This is a genomic window from Streptomyces sp. SAS_272 (assembly GCF_052543235.1).
The window spans coordinates 28,952-47,037 of record NZ_JBMNDR010000001.1 but is presented as its reverse complement, the minus strand read 5'-3'; the positions used below and the strand labels follow the sequence as shown (position 1 = coordinate 47,037).

The 18,086-nt window shown below is 71.5% G+C and carries 18 protein-coding genes; 10 read left to right on the top strand and 8 right to left on the bottom strand.

The window, feature by feature from the left end; translation table 11 throughout:
- The first annotated feature begins 11 nt into the window (after positions 1–11).
- The 3 genes from ACN6LD_RS00230 to ACN6LD_RS00220 are packed head-to-tail and all read left to right on the top strand — an operon-like array spanning position 12 to position 2,160.
- Positions 12–788, top strand: coding sequence for a metal ABC transporter ATP-binding protein (locus tag ACN6LD_RS00230; protein ID WP_319195051.1), 777 nt, complete (start codon positions 12–14; stop codon positions 786–788).
- A complete protein-coding gene (locus ACN6LD_RS00225; RefSeq protein WP_445042136.1) occupies positions 788–1,690 on the top strand; it encodes a metal ABC transporter permease in 903 nt (300 codons plus the stop codon). The genes ACN6LD_RS00230 and ACN6LD_RS00225 overlap by 1 nt, the downstream gene beginning before the upstream one ends.
- 59 nt (positions 1,691–1,749) lie before the next feature.
- Entirely contained in the window at positions 1,750–2,160 is a 411-nt protein-coding gene (locus ACN6LD_RS00220) for a Fur family transcriptional regulator (protein WP_319195055.1), read from the top strand.
- 34 nt (positions 2,161–2,194) lie between these two features.
- On the opposite strand, the gene ACN6LD_RS00215 is transcribed toward ACN6LD_RS00220, so the two are convergent.
- From ACN6LD_RS00215 to recO, 3 genes are all read right to left on the bottom strand, one after another.
- Positions 2,195–3,550: a histidine-type phosphatase gene (locus ACN6LD_RS00215; protein ID WP_319198201.1), complete on the bottom strand. Its 1,356-nt coding sequence runs from the start codon at positions 3,548–3,550 to the stop codon at positions 2,195–2,197.
- Between the two features lie 101 nt (positions 3,551–3,651).
- Positions 3,652–4,488, bottom strand: coding sequence for an isoprenyl transferase (locus ACN6LD_RS00210; protein WP_319198199.1), 837 nt, complete (start codon positions 4,486–4,488; stop codon positions 3,652–3,654).
- Positions 4,489–4,519: 31 nt separating this feature from the next.
- Entirely contained in the window at positions 4,520–5,269 is a 750-nt protein-coding gene (recO, locus tag ACN6LD_RS00205; protein ID WP_057574747.1) for a DNA repair protein RecO, read from the bottom strand.
- A gap of 189 nt (positions 5,270–5,458) precedes the next feature.
- Between recO and ACN6LD_RS00200 the strand changes: the two genes are divergently transcribed.
- Positions 5,459–6,676 carry a GNAT family N-acetyltransferase gene (locus ACN6LD_RS00200; RefSeq protein WP_445042135.1) on the top strand — a complete coding sequence of 406 codons (1,218 nt, stop codon included), beginning with the start codon at positions 5,459–5,461 and terminating at the stop codon, positions 6,674–6,676.
- A 12-nt stretch (positions 6,677–6,688) separates the two neighbouring features.
- Here the strand turns inward: ACN6LD_RS00200 and ACN6LD_RS00195 are convergent, their stop codons facing one another.
- Together ACN6LD_RS00195 and ACN6LD_RS00190 are read right to left on the bottom strand one after the other, a co-directional pair.
- Positions 6,689–7,639, bottom strand: coding sequence for an FAD-dependent oxidoreductase (locus ACN6LD_RS00195; RefSeq protein WP_445042134.1), 951 nt, complete (start codon positions 7,637–7,639; stop codon positions 6,689–6,691).
- Between the two features lie 60 nt (positions 7,640–7,699).
- On the bottom strand, positions 7,700–8,167 hold the full coding sequence (locus ACN6LD_RS00190) for a protein-tyrosine phosphatase family protein (protein ID WP_445042133.1): 468 nt from the start codon (positions 8,165–8,167) through the stop codon (positions 7,700–7,702).
- Positions 8,168–8,247: 80 nt separating this feature from the next.
- Between ACN6LD_RS00190 and ACN6LD_RS00185 the strand changes: the two genes are divergently transcribed.
- Positions 8,248–8,850, top strand: a complete 603-nt coding sequence (locus ACN6LD_RS00185) for a SigE family RNA polymerase sigma factor (RefSeq protein WP_445042132.1) — start codon at positions 8,248–8,250, stop codon at positions 8,848–8,850.
- A complete protein-coding gene (locus ACN6LD_RS00180; protein ID WP_445042131.1) occupies positions 8,798–9,772 on the top strand; it encodes a hypothetical protein in 975 nt (324 codons plus the stop codon). Before ACN6LD_RS00185 ends, ACN6LD_RS00180 begins: the two co-directional genes overlap by 53 nt.
- A 267-nt stretch (positions 9,773–10,039) precedes the next feature.
- Here ACN6LD_RS00180 and ACN6LD_RS00175 read toward each other — a convergent pair whose 3' ends face one another.
- Together ACN6LD_RS00175 and leuA are read right to left on the bottom strand one after the other, a co-directional pair.
- Complete coding sequence (locus ACN6LD_RS00175; RefSeq protein ID WP_319189221.1) at positions 10,040–10,735, bottom strand: TerB family tellurite resistance protein; 696 nt, start codon at positions 10,733–10,735, stop codon at positions 10,040–10,042.
- Between the two features lie 214 nt (positions 10,736–10,949).
- Entirely contained in the window at positions 10,950–12,671 is a 1,722-nt protein-coding gene (gene leuA / locus ACN6LD_RS00170) for a 2-isopropylmalate synthase (RefSeq protein ID WP_319189220.1), read from the bottom strand.
- Between the two features lie 343 nt (positions 12,672–13,014).
- Here leuA and ACN6LD_RS00165 point away from each other — a divergent pair, with 343 nt between their 5' ends.
- The 4 genes from ACN6LD_RS00165 to ACN6LD_RS00150 are packed head-to-tail and all read left to right on the top strand — an operon-like array spanning position 13,015 to position 17,010.
- Complete coding sequence (locus tag ACN6LD_RS00165; RefSeq protein WP_319189218.1) at positions 13,015–14,085, top strand: M4 family metallopeptidase; 1,071 nt, start codon at positions 13,015–13,017, stop codon at positions 14,083–14,085.
- 21 nt (positions 14,086–14,106) lie between these two features.
- Positions 14,107–14,373, top strand: a complete 267-nt coding sequence (locus ACN6LD_RS00160; RefSeq protein WP_445042130.1) for a protealysin inhibitor emfourin — start codon at positions 14,107–14,109, stop codon at positions 14,371–14,373.
- 58 nt (positions 14,374–14,431) lie between these two features.
- The gene (locus tag ACN6LD_RS00155; protein ID WP_445042129.1) at positions 14,432–15,754 is read left to right on the top strand and encodes a GH1 family beta-glucosidase; all 1,323 of its coding nucleotides are present in this window, start codon (positions 14,432–14,434) and stop codon (positions 15,752–15,754) included.
- On the top strand, positions 15,751–17,010 hold the full coding sequence (locus ACN6LD_RS00150) for an MFS transporter (RefSeq protein ID WP_445042128.1): 1,260 nt from the start codon (positions 15,751–15,753) through the stop codon (positions 17,008–17,010). The genes ACN6LD_RS00155 and ACN6LD_RS00150 overlap by 4 nt, the downstream gene beginning before the upstream one ends.
- Positions 17,011–17,095: 85 nt before the next feature.
- Here the strand turns inward: ACN6LD_RS00150 and era are convergent, their stop codons facing one another.
- A complete protein-coding gene (era, locus tag ACN6LD_RS00145) occupies positions 17,096–18,049 on the bottom strand; it encodes a GTPase Era (RefSeq protein WP_319189212.1) in 954 nt (317 codons plus the stop codon).
- Positions 18,050–18,086 lie beyond the last annotated feature (37 nt).

Below are 18,086 nucleotides of genomic sequence, written 5' to 3'. Positions count from 1 at the left end.
CGGAGGGCGTCATGGACGCGAAGGCCGAGCCCGTGATCGCGATGCGCGCAGTCCGCGCCCAGCTGGGCTCGCGCCCCGTGCTGCGGGGCGTCGACCTCACCGTGCGGCGCGGTGAGGTCGTCGCCCTGCTCGGCGCGAACGGCTCGGGAAAGTCGACGGCCGTGCGCAGCGTCATCGGCCAGGTGGCGATCGAAGCGGGCGAGATCGAGCTGTTCGGCGCGGCGCACCGCCGGTTCCGGGACTGGTCGCGGATCGGATACGTGCCGCAGCGCACCACGGCCGCGGGCGGCGTCCCGGCCACGGTGACGGAGATCGTCTCCTCCGGCCGGCTCTCGCGCACCCGCTTCGGCGTCTTCCGCCAGGCCGACCACGCCGCCGTCCGCCGGGCCTTGGACCTCGTCGGCATGGCCGACCGCGCCAAGGACAACGTGGACGCCCTCTCCGGCGGCCAGCACCAGCGCGTGCTCATCGCCCGCGCGCTCGCCGCCGAACCCGAACTGCTGATCATGGACGAGCCGATGGCCGGCGTCGACCTCGCCAGCCAGGAGGTCCTGGCCCGCACCCTGAAGGACCAGGTCGCGGCGGGCACGACCGTCCTGCTCGTACTGCACGAACTGGGCCCGCTGGAGCCCCTCATCGACCGGGCGGTCGTCCTGCGCGACGGCTGCGTCCTGCACGACGGCCCGCCCACTCCGGCCGTCGGGCAGCACGCCCTCCCCGGCCACGACCACGTACACCCGCACGCCCCCGCGGGCGTCGAACCGATCCGCACGGGACTGCTGAGCTGATGGACATCCTCGACTACGCCTTCATGCAGCGGGCCCTGCTCGCCGCCGTCCTCGTCGGCATCACCGCGCCCGCGGTCGGCATCTACCTCGTCCAGCGCCGCCAGGCCCTCATGGGCGACGGCATCGGCCATGTCGCGATGACCGGCGTCGGCCTCGGCTTCCTCCTCAACGCCTCCCCGGTGTGGATGGCGACCGCCGTCTCCGTCCTGGGCGCGGTGGCGATGGAACTCATCCGCTGGTACGGCAGGACCCGCGGCGACATCGCCCTCGCCATGCTCTTCTACGGCGGCATGGCCGGCGGCGTGATGTTCATCAACCTCGCGCCGGGCGGCTCCAACGCCAACCTGACGTCGTACCTCTTCGGGTCCCTGTCGACCGTCTCCGAGTCGGACGTCACCGCGATCTGTCTGCTCGCGGCCTTCGTCGTCGCGGTCACCCTGGGTCTGCGCCGCCAGCTCTTCGCGGTCAGCCAGGACGAGGAGTTCGCCCGCGTGACGGGCCTGCCCGTGCGGGCGCTGAACCTGCTGACGGCCGTCACCGCGGCGGTGACGGTGACCGTCGCCATGCGGGTGGTGGGCCTGCTGCTGGTCAGCGCCCTGATGGTGGTCCCCGTGGCCGCCGCCCAGCAGCTCAGCCGCAGCTTCGCCGCCACCTTCGCGATCGCCGTCGCGATCGGCGTGACGGTGACCCTCGGCGGCACCGCCACCTCCTACTACCAGGACGTTCCGCCCGGTGCGACGATCGTCCTGCTGACCATCGCCGCGTTCATCGCGCTCGGCGTGCTGGCCGCCCCGCTGGCCCGCCGCCGCGCCCGCGCCCTGGCCGCGCAGGGACCGGCCGGCGACCCCGCCGAGTGCACGATTCCGGCCACCCGGGACGCGGGTGACGGGGTCGGCGTCTGACTGCGCACAGCCGCGGCTGGCACAATGGCCCGGCAACCCGCAGATGTGAGGAGACGACGGTGACGACCGCTGGACCGCCTGTGAGGGGCCGCTCCACCCGGCAGCGTGCCGCGGTGGCGGCCGCGCTCGACGAGGTCGAGGAGTTCCGCAGCGCTCAGGAACTGCACGACATGCTCAAGCACAAGGGCGACTCGGTGGGCCTGACCACGGTGTACCGCACGCTCCAGTCCCTCGCCGACGCCGGCGAGGTCGACGTCCTGCGCACGTCGGACGGCGAGTCGGTGTACCGCCGCTGCTCCACCGGCGAGCACCACCACCACCTCGTCTGCCGCGTCTGCGGCAAGGCCGTGGAGGTGGAGGGTCCCGCGGTCGAGAAGTGGGCCGAGGCGATCGCGGCGGAGCACGGCTACGTCAGCGTGGCCCACACCGTGGAGATCTTCGGCACGTGCTCCGACTGCGCGGACAAGTGACCGCCACACCCGCCACCCCCGCCCCGCCCTGCGCTCAGCCCCGGCCGAAGCACCTCTCCAGCTCGTCCAGGTCGTAGAACCTGCTGCCCTTCGCGATCGGGGCGCAGCCCGCCTTGAAGGCCGTCTCCTTCTCGTTGTAGAGCATGCGGACCAGATAGCGGCCGTTCTTCTCGTAGACGTCCCACTGGATGTTCGCGCCGAGCGGGGCCACGTCCGCGCCCCGCCAGGCGTTGCCCGCATAGGTGTACGGCCGGTCCGCGGTGACCGGCTTCGTGCTGCCGGGCAGGCCCATCAGGGCGGCCAGCGGAATGATCTCCTCGGCGTGCGTGAAACGCAGTTGCGCGCCCAGGTCACTCGTACCGGCTTTCTTGGCCTCCGCCTGCCGGAAGAAGTCGTCGAGCAGGACGTCCGCCATCCGGTACGTGATGTCGCTGCCGGCGAAACCGGGACCCTTCTCGTAGAAGTCCTCGGCGTCGCTCAGGTACCCGAACCAGGCGGCGTCGGAGGCCGAGATGTACCGCTGCATCCCCCAGCCCCGGCCGCCGGGGCTCTCGTCGCCCATCGCCGGGGCGATGGCGTACAGGTTGTAGACGGCCGTCGCGGCGGCGACCCGGTCGGCGACGGCGATCCGCTCGACGAAGGCGGCCTTGAACAGACGGCGCAGGACGCTCGATGCGGCCTGGTGGGTCCGGGGCTGGTCGGTGATCTGTGTCAGGGTGCTCGCGAGACGCCCGTCGTGCGCGATGTAGTCGCGGTAGGCCGCGCCGCCGTCCGCCTTGTGGAAGTAGAGCAGATCCTTGTCGGTGCGGGTCGCGCCGATCAGCGGCGCGAGATCCGGATCGGCGGCCGCGAGGGCCCCCGCGTACAGATCGGCGCTGTCGACGGCCCGTCCCTGCCCGGAGCTGACGACGCCGATCTTCTCGCCGTTCGCCGCGATCCCGGCGAAGAGGGACGGCAGCCGGGCGGCCGTGCGGCGGGCGGCGCCCTGTATCTCCCGCTTTCCCAGACCGCTCAGGTCGCCGTACCCGACCTTCGCCATGGCGGCCTGCAGCGCGCGCACCTTCGGCCCGAACTCCGCGCCCTTCCGGGTGAGTTGACCTGCGGCGCGGGCCTCGTCCCAGAGGGCGAGGACCAGGTCGGCGTCCTCGCCGTCCGTCGCGGAGCGCGAACCGTGCCGGGAGACGTTCTCCGTGAAGACGGGCGCGAACCCGGCCGGCGGCCGCTGGTAGGTGCGCGCGCTCTGACCGGGCGCGTAGACGGCCTTCGTGCCGTAGCTGTCACGGTGCGGCAGCGCCGGCGGGCCGTCGGCCCCGGCCTGCGCGGGCAGGGCCGTGGCCAGCAGGGTGCACGCGGCGAGGGTGAAGGTCACTGCGGAGGTGAGGCGGTTCATGAGCGGATCGTCGGCGACCGCCGTGAATGCCGGATGACCCGCAGATGACCATGACCTCCCGGCCCCCGCGCGCCTCACCCCGGCGACGTGCGGGAAACGGCCTAGCCGTTCGCCTCGCCCTCGAGGGAGAGGAGGACCTCGTTCGGGGTCGCGCCGCCGAAACGGCGGTCCCGGGAGGCGAACTCGACGCAGGCCCGCCACAGGTCACGGCGGTCGAAGTCGGGCCACAGGACGTCCTGGAAGACCAGTTCCGCGTACGCGCTCTGCCAGAGCAGGTAGTTGGAGGTGCGCTGCTCGCCGCTCGGCCGCAGGAACAGGTCGACGTCCGGCATGTCCGGGTAGTACAGGTACTTCGCCAGGGTCTTCTCGTTGACCTTCGACGGGTCGAGCCGACCGGCCTTCACATCCTCGGCGAGCGCCTGCGCCGCGTCCGCGATCTCCGCCCGGCCCCCGTAGTTCATGCAGAAGTACAGGGTGAGCCGGTCGTTGTCCTTGGTCTGCTCCTGGGCGACCTGGAGCTCCTTGGCGACCGACTTCCACAGCTTGGGCATCCGGCCCACCCAGCGCACCCGGATGCCGAGCTCGTCGAGCTGGTCGCGGGTCTTGCGGATGAAGTCGCGGTTGAAGTTCATCAGGAAGCGGACCTCGTCGGGCGAGCGCTTCCAGTTCTCGGTGGAGAAGGCGTACAGCGAGATGTTGCGCACGCCCATCTCGACGGCGCCCTGCAGCACGTCGAGGACCTGCTCGGCGCCGACCTTGTGCCCCTCGGTGCGCGGCAGCCCGCGCTCCTTGGCCCAGCGCCCGTTGCCGTCCATGACGATCGCCACATGCTCGGGGACCAGCTCGCCCGGGAGCTTCGGCGGCCGAGCGCCGGACGGGTGCGGCTCCGGAGTCCTGTACTCCCGACGCTGCCGCCCCAGGAACCCGCGTACGACCATGTGCCTCTCGTCTCCTTAGACGTTCGCTTGCTTATTTCTCGACGTACCGAAGGGAGCGCAGTCCGCGCTCCAGGTGCCAGTGCAGATAGGCGGAAACCAGCCCGCTGCCCTCCCGGACGTGCCGCGGCTCGCACGCGTCGGCCGTCTCCCAGTCTCCCGTGAGCAGCGCGCCCAGGAGCACCAGGGTCTGCGGCGAGGGTACGACGCTGCCGGCCACCCGGCAGTCCGCGCAGACGGAGCCGCCGGCGGCGACCGAGAAGAACCGGTTGGGCCCCGGCATCCCGCACCTGGCGCAGTCCCCGAAGCTGGGGGCGTACCCGTTCACGGCCAGCGACCGCAGCAGGAACGCGTCCAGCACCAGATGCGGGGCGTGCTCGCCGCGGGCCAGCGTCCGCAGCGCGCCCACGAGCAGCAGGTACTGCTGCACGGCCGGCTCGCCCTCGTGGTCGGTGAACCGCTCGGCGGTCTCCAGCATGGCCGTCCCGGCGGTGTAGCGGGCGTAGTCGGTCACGATGCCGCCGCCGTAGGGGGCGATGATCTCGCTCTGCGTGCACAGCGGCAGCCCGCGTCCGACCAGCTCGCTGCTGCCCCGTGCGAAGAACTGCACGTCGACGTGGGAGAACGGCTCGAGCCGCGCCCCGAACTTCGACTTCGTCCGCCGCACCCCCCGCGCCACCGCCCGCACCCGCCCGTGCCCGCGCGTGAGCAGCGTGATGATGCGATCCGCCTCACCCAGCTTCTGGGTGCGCAGCACGATCCCGTCATCGCGGAACAGACTCATGCCCCCATTCTCGCCTACGCCCGAAGCGGGGCGTGCCCGAGCGCCGGGGACAGTTCGGTATGGGGCGGTCTCGGCCGGAGACGGCCCGGCAACTGATCGGTACGATCGAACGGCTTGGGGAGCAGGCCGACAATGCGCTGGGGGGCGGTGGCCCGCGCATCGGCGACACAGCCGAGGGGGCGCGACGCAGTGAGCGCATGGTCCACCCGGAACGCGCGTGCAGACGATCTGCCGGGACTCAGCCGATTACTGGCGGAGACGTGCGACACCGCCGAGGTTCCGTCGTCGGCCCTGCTGGCCCAGTCGATCGCCGCAGGGCTGGTCCGGGTCGCCGAGTCCGACGGCGAGGTGGTCGGATGCGTCGCCGCGGAGCGGCCCTCCCCCGGACATGTGCGACTGTCGGCGGCTGCCGTCCGCGACGGCTTGCGCCGGCAGGGGATCGCGCTCCGCCTCCTGGACGAACTGTCACTGCGCGTCTCGCAGAGCGTCGGTCCGACCCCTCTGGTCTCAGCCGTGATCGAGATCTCGGACATCCCGCTGTCGGGTCTCCTGCTGAAGAGCGGCTTCATCGGCACTCGCGTCATGCGCACCAGCAGGCACGCCGGCGGCGTCTGCCTTCACTACCAGCACAAGAGACGTGTCGAGTACATAGACCCCGACACGCGCTATCTCGTCCCCCTGCGCGCGCAGACGCAACTGATCGAATCCCTCGGATCGCAGGATCAGGCCGTGACCGCGCTGGTGTCCCTGCGGGGAGAGCCCGCGCTGGAGATCACGCGTTTCGAGCAGGATGACCCCGCGACCCTTCAGTCGGGTGAGGCCGCGGCGGGCATAGCGTTCTCCGGGGCGATACTGGCGGCGATCACGTTCCTCCTGGGTTTCGCCTTCACCTCGACACGGTTCCCTGACGACGTGCGCCTTCTCCTGATCGGTGCGACCTTCAGCACCGTGTTGTCCCTGATCGTCTACGCCAGCGCCTCGGGTGAACTCGCGCGCATCCACTCGAACACCTTCGGGAGGATCATGAAGTACGGCAACGTGCTCTCCGAGTTCGGTGGTGTGTTGCCGTTCCTCATCTCCCTCCCGGTCACCTATGCACAGGCGAGCGGCGATCCGAGGACGACCATGGTGTTGGCCGTCCTGCTGAGTGTGAGCATCGCGTGGTACGAGCGGTCGGAGTTCTCTATCGCCCACCGGTTCCGCAAGAGCATCGTGGAGATCGTTCTCATGGCGTTCACGGCGGCCTCGCCCCTCATCGGTGCGGCAGTCGTGGCGACGCGCACCACCAGCTGGCCTTGGACCGCCGCGCTGGCCTGCGCCCTCTCCGCCCGGACCTGGCTGTATCTCTACCGCCGCGGTCCCGAGGCGGGGACGGCGGGGCGCCGTCAGTGGCAGGTCAGGGAGTGAGCGACGGGTCGTCTACTCAGCGGCGCGCAGCAGGTCGACGGCCTCGCGGGCGCATCCCCAGGACAGGGTCAGCCCGGCGCCTCCATGGCCGTAGTTGTGCAGGAGCAGTGCACCGTCACGCTTTTCCGTGTCCAGCCGGACCCGGGGCCTGACCGGCCTGAGACCGACGCGGTGCCCCACCACCCGGGCCTCGGCGAGAGAAGGCTCGATCTGCGCACATCGTCGGAGGATGTCTGCGGCGGCAGCGCCATCGGGTCGCAGATCCCAGTTCCCCCGGTCCGAGGTACCGCCCAGGACCACCACGTCGGACTGCGGGTAGAAATACGTGAGTTCTTCGGCTTCCGGGGTGTCGTCGCAGAAGAACGTCGTGATGCCGGGATTCTCGACCACGACGAGCTGGCCGCGCATCGCCTCCACGGACGAGTCGCCGACCAGGGCTCGCGCACCGGTTCCCGTGCAGTTCACGATGACGGGCGCCTCCGACAGCGCCTCTTCGAGTGAGACGTAGCGGTGCTGTCGCAGCCGCCCGCCGGCGTGTGCCAATCGGTCGGCCAGATAGCCCAGATACTTGGGCATGTCGACGACGGGAGCACGGTAGCGCCATCCCTCGACATAACCCGGGCGCAGATCCCTTGGCGCGCACGGGCAGGCATTCACCCAGGGAGCCCACGTCGGCACATCCCGCGGCACGCGGGACTCGTGCGTGCCTTCGACGAGACGAACCCCCGTGCTGTCGTCGGTTGCGAACTCCAGCAGAAGGCGCAGCGTTTCCTTGCTCCAGCGCTCCACCAGGTCGGCGGGTTCGGCCAGAAACGGATCCCACGAGGCGCCCGCGGCGGCCGAGGTCGTGGCGCCGGGAAGCAGTTCGGCGTCCACCCGCACGTCCCGGCCCGCCTCCGCGAGGCTGACCGCCGTGGTGAGGCCGACCACGCCGGCACCGATCACTAGCGCGGATGCCGGCATCCTCACCTCCTCGGCAGGTCCCAGGCGGATCTCGTGTGCCCGTCCCGAGGAGGCGTCAGTCTAGCCGCGGCCCTGCGCTTCGCCGGCAACGCCGAACCGCCGTACGTACCGCCGCTGCCAGGGGGTTTCCGCCGCGTGTGGGTCGTAGTGGCGGCGGACGAAGGCGACCGCCCGACTCGGGGGGACGCCGTCCAGGACGGCCAGGCAGGCCAGGGCGGTGCCGGTGCGGCCGCGGCCGCCGAAGCAGGCGATCTCCACGCGCTCGTCGGCCGCCCGGCGCCACGCCTCGGTGAGGGCCGTGCGGGCGTCCTCGCGGTCGGCGGGGAGGCGGAAGTCGGGCCAGCGGACCCAGCGGGACTCCCAGGGCGCCGCCGGGGGGCGCCGGCCCAGCAGGTAGAGGCCGTAGGCGGGGGCGGGCGCCGACGGGTCGAGCGGGCGGCGCAGGCCGCGGCCGCGGACGAGCCGGCCGGAGGGCAGGGCGAGCACTCCGGGGGCGTCCTCACTCCAGGCCCATGCGTCCTTGTGCATCACTCCATTCCAACGCGTTCGCCGGGACCGGGCAACCGATTCGGTCCCTCCGGTGGTCTGGGGGGCGAGGAGGGTGCTTGATGCAGGCCGAACAAGAGGACCGGTTCCAGGAGTTCGTCAGAGCGCGGTGGTCCCGGCTCGTGCGAACCGCGTATCTGCTCACGGGGGACGTCCATCACGCGGAGGACCTGACGCAGACCGCGCTGGCCAAGGCGTACCGGTCGTGGCGGCGGATATCGCGCAGCGACAGCCCGGAGGCGTACGTGCGACGGATGCTGGTCACGTGCAACAGCGACCGGTTCCGCAAGCGGCGGGTCACCGAGGCGCTGACCGCGGCGCCGCCGGACCGGGCGGGGCTCGACGAGGGCGCGGGGCGGGTGGAGGAGCGCGGCTCGCTGCTCGCCGGACTGGCCCAGCTACCGCCCAGGCAGCGGGCGGTGGTGGTTCTCCGGTACTGGGAGGACCTCTCCGAGGCGGAGGTGGCCGAGGTGCTCGGCTGCTCGACCGGCACGGTCAAGAGCCAGGCGTCGAAGGGTCTGGCGAAGTTGCGAACGTATCCGGGACTGTCCGCGGGCCGCACGCCGGCGGACGGTCGGGGGCAGGCAGAGCAAGGAGAGCGGGGAGACAGCGGTGAACGAGACAGGCGGGCACGAGGACTTCGGGTTCGAGGCGCGGATGCGTGAGCTGCTCGCGGAGGACGCGTACACCATCAGCCCGTCACCGGCGCCGTATCCGGCGATCCGGCAGCGGGGACTGGCCGAGCGGCGGCGGCGCGTGGCGCTGACCGGGGCGGTGCTGGCGACGCTGGTCGCCGTGCCGGTGGGGGCGTACGCCGTGGCCGGCGGGAGCGGGGGGCGGGGCTCCGACACGGCGGCGACGAAGCCGTCGGCGAGCGTCCCGGGCGGCACGGCCGCGAACCCCGGCACGACGGCGGGCACCACAGCGGGTTCGACTCCGGGCCCGACGGCGGGTTCGACGGCCGGCGGCGGCGCCTCGGGGCCCGCGCGGCCGGCGAGCGACGGTCAGCTGCTGGACGGGATCACCTTCGCGCAGGCGGCGGACGGGCTGGCAGCTTGCCTGAAGGCCGAGGGCGGGACGAAGGCCCGTCTGGGCAAGGCCGAGGACTACCGGATCATCCTCGCCGCGAAGAGCACGGGAGACTCCAACGCCCCCGGTGACGGCTTCCACGTCGTCGGTGTGAAGGAGCGGCCGGCCGGCTTCCGGGTGGTGTGCGACATCGAGGACGGCGTGGGCTCCGGCATCAGCGTCAGCTCGAGCGAAGCGAACTCGGCGGACGCGGGCGTGGTGGTGCCCGATGTCAACGGCGGCGTCCTGTACCAGCAGTCGTACCTCGACAAGGGGCACTGGAAGCTGCCGTTCCGCTGGGCGGCCATCGGCGCCGTCGAGCCGTCGGTGGCCAAGGTGACCGTCTCCTACGGCGACGCGGGCCCGGTCGCCGCCACGCTCGACCACGGCTGGTTCGTGGCCGCCGGGATGCTGGACCGGCAGGTCACCCTGGCCCCGCACGTGAAGGGTTACGACGGCGCGGGCAAGCTCGTCTACGACTCCGACACGGACAGCACGTACCACCGGACGCTGCCGTAGCGGCGGCGGTCACGCCCTGCCCGGTGTCACCGGTCGTGCATCACCCGGGGGACGGCGCTGCGACCGCCCTTCGTGCGTCCGGTTCTGGTGAAATCTCCGGCCCCCGGTGAAACGGGACCTCCCTTCGGCGCGGCTGTCGGTCTGCGCTCCCCGGACTTCCGGCGAGGGAGGCGGATCGTCGCGCGTGAGGGCGAGTTCGGGCGTACTGCCGGGGCGGCCGGGGACGGCCGGGCGGGGGGACTGCTCCCCGGGGAGTGTTCGGGGGCCCTAGGACGGTGTGCGGGCCGCTGCCAGGAGGCGGGTCACGTCATCCGCGCAGATCGTCAGGGCCGCGCCCACCGTCGCGAGGACCTCTCGTTCGGCCGGGGTGTAGGGACCGTCCGCGAGGGCGATCCGGGCGCCCTGCAGCAGGATCGATTCGCGGCCGACCGGTGCGAGGTGGGGGGAGAGCGGGTCGAGGGCCTCGTGGAGCTCTATGGCGAGCCCGGGGGCGTAGGGCTCGCCGTAGCTGCGGCCGGTGTCGGCGGCCAGCGCGTCGACGAGGGCGGCGAGCTGTTCCTCCGTGCAGTCGGCGAAGCCGGCCGCACGGACCGCTCCCGCCGCCGTCTCGAGGGCGGTGCGGGCGCAGCCGCCGCCCGCGCACAGCACCGCGAGGGCGACGGTGTGGACGGCGTCGCGGAGCATCGCCGAGAAGCGGACCGTGGTGGGGTGGTCGAGGGCGTCGGCGCCGAAGTGCCGGTGGCAGGCCGCGCACTCGACGACCGGGCCGGTCTCGCCGCGCGGCAGGACGGGCACGCCGAGCACGGTGAAGCGGCGCTGGCCGGTCAGCCGCTGGTAGTTGCGGTCTCCGCCGCAGCCCGGGCAGAAGAACTCGCCGTCGCCGACGGGCGTCCACGCGGTGCGGGTGCCCAGGATGCGGGCACCCCTGGTGACACGGCCGTCTCGTCCCCGTTCTGGCAGCACGTCGCACCTCCGAAACTCCCCCGCGGCCTAAAGGGCGCGGGAAGTGCCCCCAGGCATCATCGCCGCGTCTGCGTGATGTTAGCCACAGGGGAGAGGTGTAGTCAGCACCCAGGACGAGACCTTTCCGTGACCTCCACGCGCCGGTGGCCGAAAACAGCGGGGCCCCGCCCGCCGGGCAGGGCGGGCGGGGCTCCTAAACCACCGGTGGGACGGTTCAGCGGGTAGCGCGGTTGACGGCCGAGACGACCGCCTTCAGCGACGCTCGCGTGGTGTTCGCGTCGATGCCGATGCCCCACAGGACCTTGTCGCCGATCGCGCACTCGATGTAGGAGGCGGCCTGCGCGGAGGCGCCCTCGCTCATCGTGTGCTCCTGGTAGTCCAGCAGGCGTACGTCGATGCCGATGGACTGCAGGGCGTCGAAGAAGGCCGAGATCGGACCGTTGCCGGTACCGGTCAGGACGGTGTCCTCGCCGTCGACCGTGGCCTCGACGGTCAGGGTGTCCACGCCGTCGGTGTCGGTGGTCGACTGGCCGGTGCGGACCTGGATGCGGCCCCACGGGTTCTCGGGGTTCGGCAGGTACTCGTCCTGGAAGACGGACCAGATGGCGCCGCCGGTGACCTCGCCGCCCTCGGCGTCCGTCTTGGCCTGGATGAGCTTGGAGAACTCGATCTGCATCCGGCGGGGCAGGTCCAGCTTGTGGTCGTTCTTCAGGACGTACGCGATACCGCCCTTGCCGGACTGCGAGTTGACGCGGATGACCGCCTCGTAGGAGCGGCCGACGTCCTTCGGGTCGATCGGCAGGTACGGGACGGCCCACTCGATGTCGTCGACGGTGACGCCCTTGGCGGCCGCGTCGGCCTCCATGGCGTCGAAGCCCTTCTTGATGGCGTCCTGGTGGGAGCCGGAGAAGGACGTGTAGACCAGGTCGCCCACGTACGGGTGGCGCGGGTGGACCTCCATCTGGTTGCAGTACTCCCACGTGCGACGGATCTCGTCGATGTCGGAGAAGTCGATCTGCGGGTCGACGCCCTGGGAGAACAGGTTCATGCCCAGGGTGACCAGGTCGACGTTGCCGGTGCGCTCGCCCTGCCCGAACAGGCAGCCCTCGACGCGGTCGGCTCCGGCCATCAGCGCCAGCTCGGCGGCGGCGACGGCGGTGCCGCGGTCGTTGTGCGGGTGGACGGAGACGACGACGTGCTCGCGGCGGGAGAGGTTGCGGCTCATCCACTCGAAGCGGTCGGCGTGGGTGGAGGGCGTGGAGCGCTCGACGGTCGCCGGCAGGTTCAGGATGATCTCGCGGCCCGGACCGGGCTGGTAGACGTCCATCACCGCCTCGCAGACCTCCAGGGCGAAGTCCAGCTCGGTGTCGGTGAAGATCTCGGGGCTGTACTGGTAGCCGAACTCGGTCTCCGGGCCCAGCAGCTTCTCCGCGTACTCCATGACCAGGCGGGTGCCGTCGACGGCGATCTGCTTGATGTCGTCCTTGGAACCGCGGAAGACGACCCGGCGGAAGACGGGCGCGGTGGCGTTGTACAGGTGGACGGTCGCCCGCCGGGCGCCCTTCAGGGACTCCACGGTCCGCTCGATCAGGTCCTCACGGGCCTGGGTCAGCACGGAGATCGTGACGTCGTCCGGGATCGCGCCCTCTTCCTCGATGATCGAGCGCACGAAGTCGAAGTCGGTCTGTCCGGAGGCCGGGAAGCCGACCTCGATCTCCTTGTAGCCCATCTTGACCAGCTGGTCGAACATCCGGCGCTTGCGCTCGGGCGACATGGGGTCGATCAGGGCCTGGTTGCCGTCGCGCAGGTCGGTGGAGAGCCAGCGGGGGGCGGCGGTGATCCGGTTGTTCGGCCAGGTGCGGTCGGGGATGTCGACCTGGTCGTACTGCCCGTACTTGTGGATCGGCATCTGGCTGGGCTGCTGGCGGTTCGCCATGGGGCGTTGGCTCCTCGGGGTGACCGGAGATGTCCGGACGGAAGGACGGCCGACACGCAACACCAAGCTCCGCGGGGAGGGGGTCGGCCTCGACTACAGGCCCTCGCCGCGGCAGCTAAGGAGAAGCAGCCCGAAACGCATAGTGCTCCGCAGCCTAGCCGAGCCGCATCTGTCGCGGTGGTCCGTATCAGTATGCGGGACCACCGGGAGCAACTGAAGGGAAAAGGGACGAAACGTGCGCCATACCACTTGAAGCCGTGAATCTGCCGTGTTTGTCACCGTTTTTCACCGATCATGGTTGCCTGTCGTGACAGTCGGGTCACAGAGTGCAAGGGTGCCGGGCATGACGACTCACGGGGGCTTCGAGCCCGTCTTCTGCACCGTCGTACCGCCGCACCTCCTCCATCGGCTGGCGCGCAACGACGACCCCGCACTCTCCGGTCCCGCCCGGCGCACCCTCCTGCGCGACAACGAGCTGCGCGTCCTGCGCCAGATGACCACCGAGTTCCGCCTGGCCGCCGCCCCGGCCGTGAAGGCCCCCTCCGACCAGCCGCTGCGCACGATCTACGACTGCGGGCACGGCACCGACCTGCCCGGCGACAAGGTCCGCTCCGAGGGCCAGGACCCGGGCCGGGACGCGACCGTCAACCGCGCCTACTCCGGTCTCGGCGCCACCTTCGACCTCTATCTGAAGGCCTACCAGCGCCACTCCATCGACGGCGACGGCCTGCCGCTGGACGCCAGCGTCCACTACGACGAGGGCTACAACAACGCCTTCTGGAACGGCGAGCAGATGGTGTTCGGCGACGGCGACGGCGAGATCTTCCTCGACTTCACCAACTCCATCGACGTCATCGGGCACGAGCTCACCCACGGCGTCACGCAGTACACGGCGAACCTGACCTACTACGGCCAGCCGGGCGCGCTCAACGAGTCGATGTCCGACGTGTTCGGCTCGCTCATCAAGCAGTACTCGCTCGGCCAGACCGCCGCCGAGGCCGACTGGCTGATCGGCGCGGGCCTGCTCGCCCCGGACGTCACCGGCTCCGCCCTGCGCTCGATGAAGGCCCCGGGGACCGCGTACGACGACGACGTCCTCGGCAAGGACCCGCAGCCCGCGACCATGGACGAGTACGTCCGCACCAGCCGCGACAACGGCGGCGTGCACATCAACTCGGGCATCCCCAACCACGCGTTCTACCTGGCCGCCGCCGCTCTCGGCGGATACGCCTGGGAGAAGGCGGGTCAGATCTGGTACGACGTGCTGACCGGCGGCGAGCTCGCGGAGAAGGCCCCCTTCACCGACTTCGCCGCACTGACGGTGCAGGCGGCGCGCGAGCGGTTCGGCGACGGGGGCGACGAGTTCCAGGCCGTGGAGAAGGCGTGGGAGCAGGTGGGGGTGCGGATCCTGTAGATCCGTACTACACAGGGACCCATGCGTATTCAGGTGAGGCGCACGGGCGGGTTCGCGGGCATCGAGCGGCAGGCCGAGGTGGACACCTCGGGGCGGCCCGACGCCGGCGAGTGGCACGCCCTGGCCGAGCAGGCGGTCGCCGCCGGCCGGGGCACGCCCCCGCAGGGCGTGCCGGACGGCTTCCGTTACGAGATCACGGTGGACGGGCGGACCGTCCACGCGGCCGACCCGCGACTGACGTCGCAGCAGCGCGAGCTGATCACGAGAGTGCTGAAGGAAGGCGCCTGATCGGCAGTTCCCGTAAGGGCGTTGACTTCCTTACCCATCGGTAAGCATGATCCCGACCATGGCGAACGATCCGCGCGAGGCGGCGCATCCGATCCCCCGATTCCCGGCCGACTTCCTGTGGGGCGTCTCCACGTCCGCACACCAGATCGAAGGTGCGGTGGACCAGCGCGAACCGTCCGTCTGGGACGTCTTCACGGCCGAGCCGGGACGGGTGAAGGACGGCTCCACGGCGGCGACGGCGTGCGACCACGTCCGCCGCCACGGCGAGGACGTGGCCCTCCTCGCGGGGCTCGGCGTCAACGCCTACCGCTTCTCCGTGTCCTGGCCGCGGGTCAACGCCCCCGGCGGCCTCGACTTCTACGACCGGCTCGTGGACGAACTGCTGGCGGCGGGCGTGCGCCCGGTGCCCACCCTCTTCCACTGGGACCTGCCGGCGGACCTGGACTGGCTGGAACGGGACACGGCGTCCCGGTTCGCGGAGCACGCGTCCGTGGTGGTGGACCGGCTCGGGGACCGCGTCACGAAGTGGATCACCCTCAACGAGCCCGCCGAGCACACCCTGCTGGGCCACGCTCTCGGCACCCACGCCCCCGGCAAGCAGCTCCTCTTCGACGCGCTGCCGGTCGCCCACCACCAGCTCCTCGGCCACGGTCTCGCCGTGCAGGCGCTGCGCGCGGCCGGCGCCGCGGACATCGGCATCGCCAACTCGCACGGCCCGACCTGGCCGGCCTCGCAGGAGCCCGCCGACCTGGAGGCGGCGGCGTTCTACGACCTCCTGCTCAACCGCCTGTTCGCCGAGCCGCTGCTGCTCGGCACGTACCCGGAGGGCCTCGGCGACCTGATGCCGGGCGACGTCGCGGCCGACCTGAAGATCATCGGCGAGCCCCTCGACTGGTACGGCGTCAACTACTACGCCCCGACCCGGGTCGGCGCCCCGCAGGGCACCGAGATCGAGTTCGGCGGGATCACCATGCCGGCCGAACTCCCCTTCTCCGTGCAGCAGATCGAGGGCGTCCCGGTGACCGACTTCGGCTGGCCGGTCGTCCCCGAGGGTCTGACCGAGCTCCTGACGACCTTCAAGGACCGCTACGGCGACCGCCTCCCGCCGGTCGTCATCACCGAGAACGGCTGCTCCTACGAGGGCCTCGACGACCAGGCCCGGATCGCCTACCTGGACGGTCACCTCCGCGCCCTGCACCGGGCCCTGGAGGCCGGCGTCGACGTGCGCGGCTACTTCGTCTGGTCGCTGCTGGACAACTTCGAGTGGGCGGAGGGCTACGCACAGCGCTTCGGCCTCGTCCACGTCGACTTCGCGACGCAGGTCCGCACCCCGAAGGCGTCCTACGCCTGGCTGCGCAACGTCCTCAAGGCGCAGGGATGACGACGGCGGACAGGGTCCCGGCGGCAGCGCTGGCCGAGCCCGTCGAACGGGTGGGCCGCGGCTGGACGTCGGCCCTGTCCCTCGCCAACGGGGCGATCTGGGTGGGCTGGTACGGCCCCCTGCAGATCCTGTTGGCCTCCCAGGCCGAGGACTTCGCGCCCGGCTCCGGCATGTCGAAGGAGGCGGTGCTGGCCTGGGTGACGGGCGTCGGCGCGGTCGTCTCGCTGGCGGCGAACCCGCTCTTCGGCGCGCTGTCGGACCGCACGACGTCCCGCCGGGGCCGCCGCACCCCGTGGATCGTCGCCGGGACGGCGGGAGGCGCCCTGTCGCTGCTGCTGCTCGCGGGGGCGCGCGGGGTCTGGACGATGGCGCTGGGCTGGTGCCTGGTGCAGCTGACGCTGAACGCGGCCTTCGCGGCGGTGACGGCGGCCGTCCCTGACCGCGTCCCCCGGCTCCAGCGGGGCTCGGTCGGCGGCTGGCTGGGGGTCGCGCAGATCATCGGCGTGGTCGGCGGCACGGGGCTCGCGACGGCCGCCGGGGGCGTCGGGGCGGGCTATGTGGCGTGCGCGGTGTTCACGGCGCTGGGCGTGCTCCCGTACGTGCTGCGGTACGAGGACCTGAGGCTGGCGGAGGAGGACCGGCCGGCCTGGTCCTGGCGGGGCTTCGCGGCCGGGTTCTGGCTGAGCCCGCGCCGGTACCCCGACCTGGGGTGGGCGTGGCTGACCCGCTTCCTGATGAACCTGAGCAACGCGCTGGTGCTGCTCTACCTCCTGTACTACCTGCGCGACCGCCTGCACCACGCCGACCCCGAAGGGGGCGTGCTGATCCTGACGGCGGTGAACGGGCTGACGCTGCTCGCCACGGTCGTCGTCGGCGGCGTCTGGTCGGACCGGCTCTGCCGGCGCAAGCCGTTCGTGATCTGGTCCGGCGTGCTGATGGCGGTGGCGACGGCGATGCTGGCCGCCTGGCAGACCTGGCCGGGGGCGATCGTGGCGGCGGCGGTGCTCGGCGTCGGCTTCGGCGTGTTCACCTCGGTGGACTTCGCGCTGATGACGGACGTGCTGCCGAAGGCCGGGGACCGGGGCAAGGACCTGGGCGTCATCAACGTGGCCAACGCCCTGCCCCAGGTCGCCGCGCCCGCCCTCGCCGCCCCGATCGTGACGTACCTGGGCGGCTACCGGGCGCTGTACCTGGTGTCCGCCGTGATCTGCCTCGCGGGAGCGGTGCTGGTGAGGCGGATCAGAGGGGTGGACTGAGGCGCCGGCCGACGAGCCCGTCACGCCGGCGGCGCGGCCGTCGCCACCAGCGTGACGACGACTGCCGCGCCGCCCGCTCGCGCCCTCAGAAGCCCAGTTTGCGCAGCTGCTTGGGGTCGCGCTGCCAGTCCTTGGCCACCTTCACATGGAGGTCCAGGAAGACCGGCGTGCCCAGCAGCGCCTCGATCTGCTTGCGGGACTTGATGCCGACGTCCTTCAGGCGCTTGCCCTTGGGGCCGATGATGATGCCCTTCTGGCTCGGGCGCTCGATGTAGATGTTGGCGTGGACGTCGAGCAGCGGCTTCTCGGCGGGGCGGTCCGCGCGTGGGAGCATCTCCTCGACGACGACCGCGATGGAGTGCGGCAGCTCGTCGCGGACGCCCTCCAGCGCCGCCTCGCGGATCAGCTCGGCGACCATCACCTGCTCGGGCTCGTCGGTCAGGTCGCCCTCGGGGTAGAGCGGCGGGCTCTCGGGGAGCATCGGCGCGAGCAGATCGGCCAGCAGCCCGACCTGCTGGTCGCCCACGGCCGAGACCGGCACGATCTCGGCCCACTCGAACCCCAGCTCCTTGCCGAGCTGGTCGATCGCGATGAGCTGTTCGGCGAGGGCCTTGGAGTCCACCAGGTCGGTCTTGGTGACGACCGCGACCTTCGGCGTCCGCTTGATCCCGGCCAGCTCCTTGGCGATGAACCGGTCGCCGGGGCCGAGCTTCTCGTTGGCCGGCAGGCAGAAGCCGATGACGTCGACCTCGGCCCAGGTGGCGCGCACGACGTCGTTGAGCCGCTCGCCGAGCAGGGTGCGCGGCTTGTGCAGCCCCGGCGTGTCCACCAGGATCAGCTGGGCCTCGGGGCGGTGCACGATGCCCCGCACCGTGTGCCGCGTGGTCTGCGGACGGTTCGAGGTGATCGCCACCTTCTTCCCGACCAGAGCGTTCGTGAGGGTGGACTTGCCGGCGTTGGGGCGGCCCACGAAGCAGGCGAAGCCGGCACGGTGTACGGACTCGGCCGGCTGCTCGGATGACTGGTTGCGAACGCTCATGGCCCCCATTCTCCCTGATCCGCAAAGCACCGCCGTA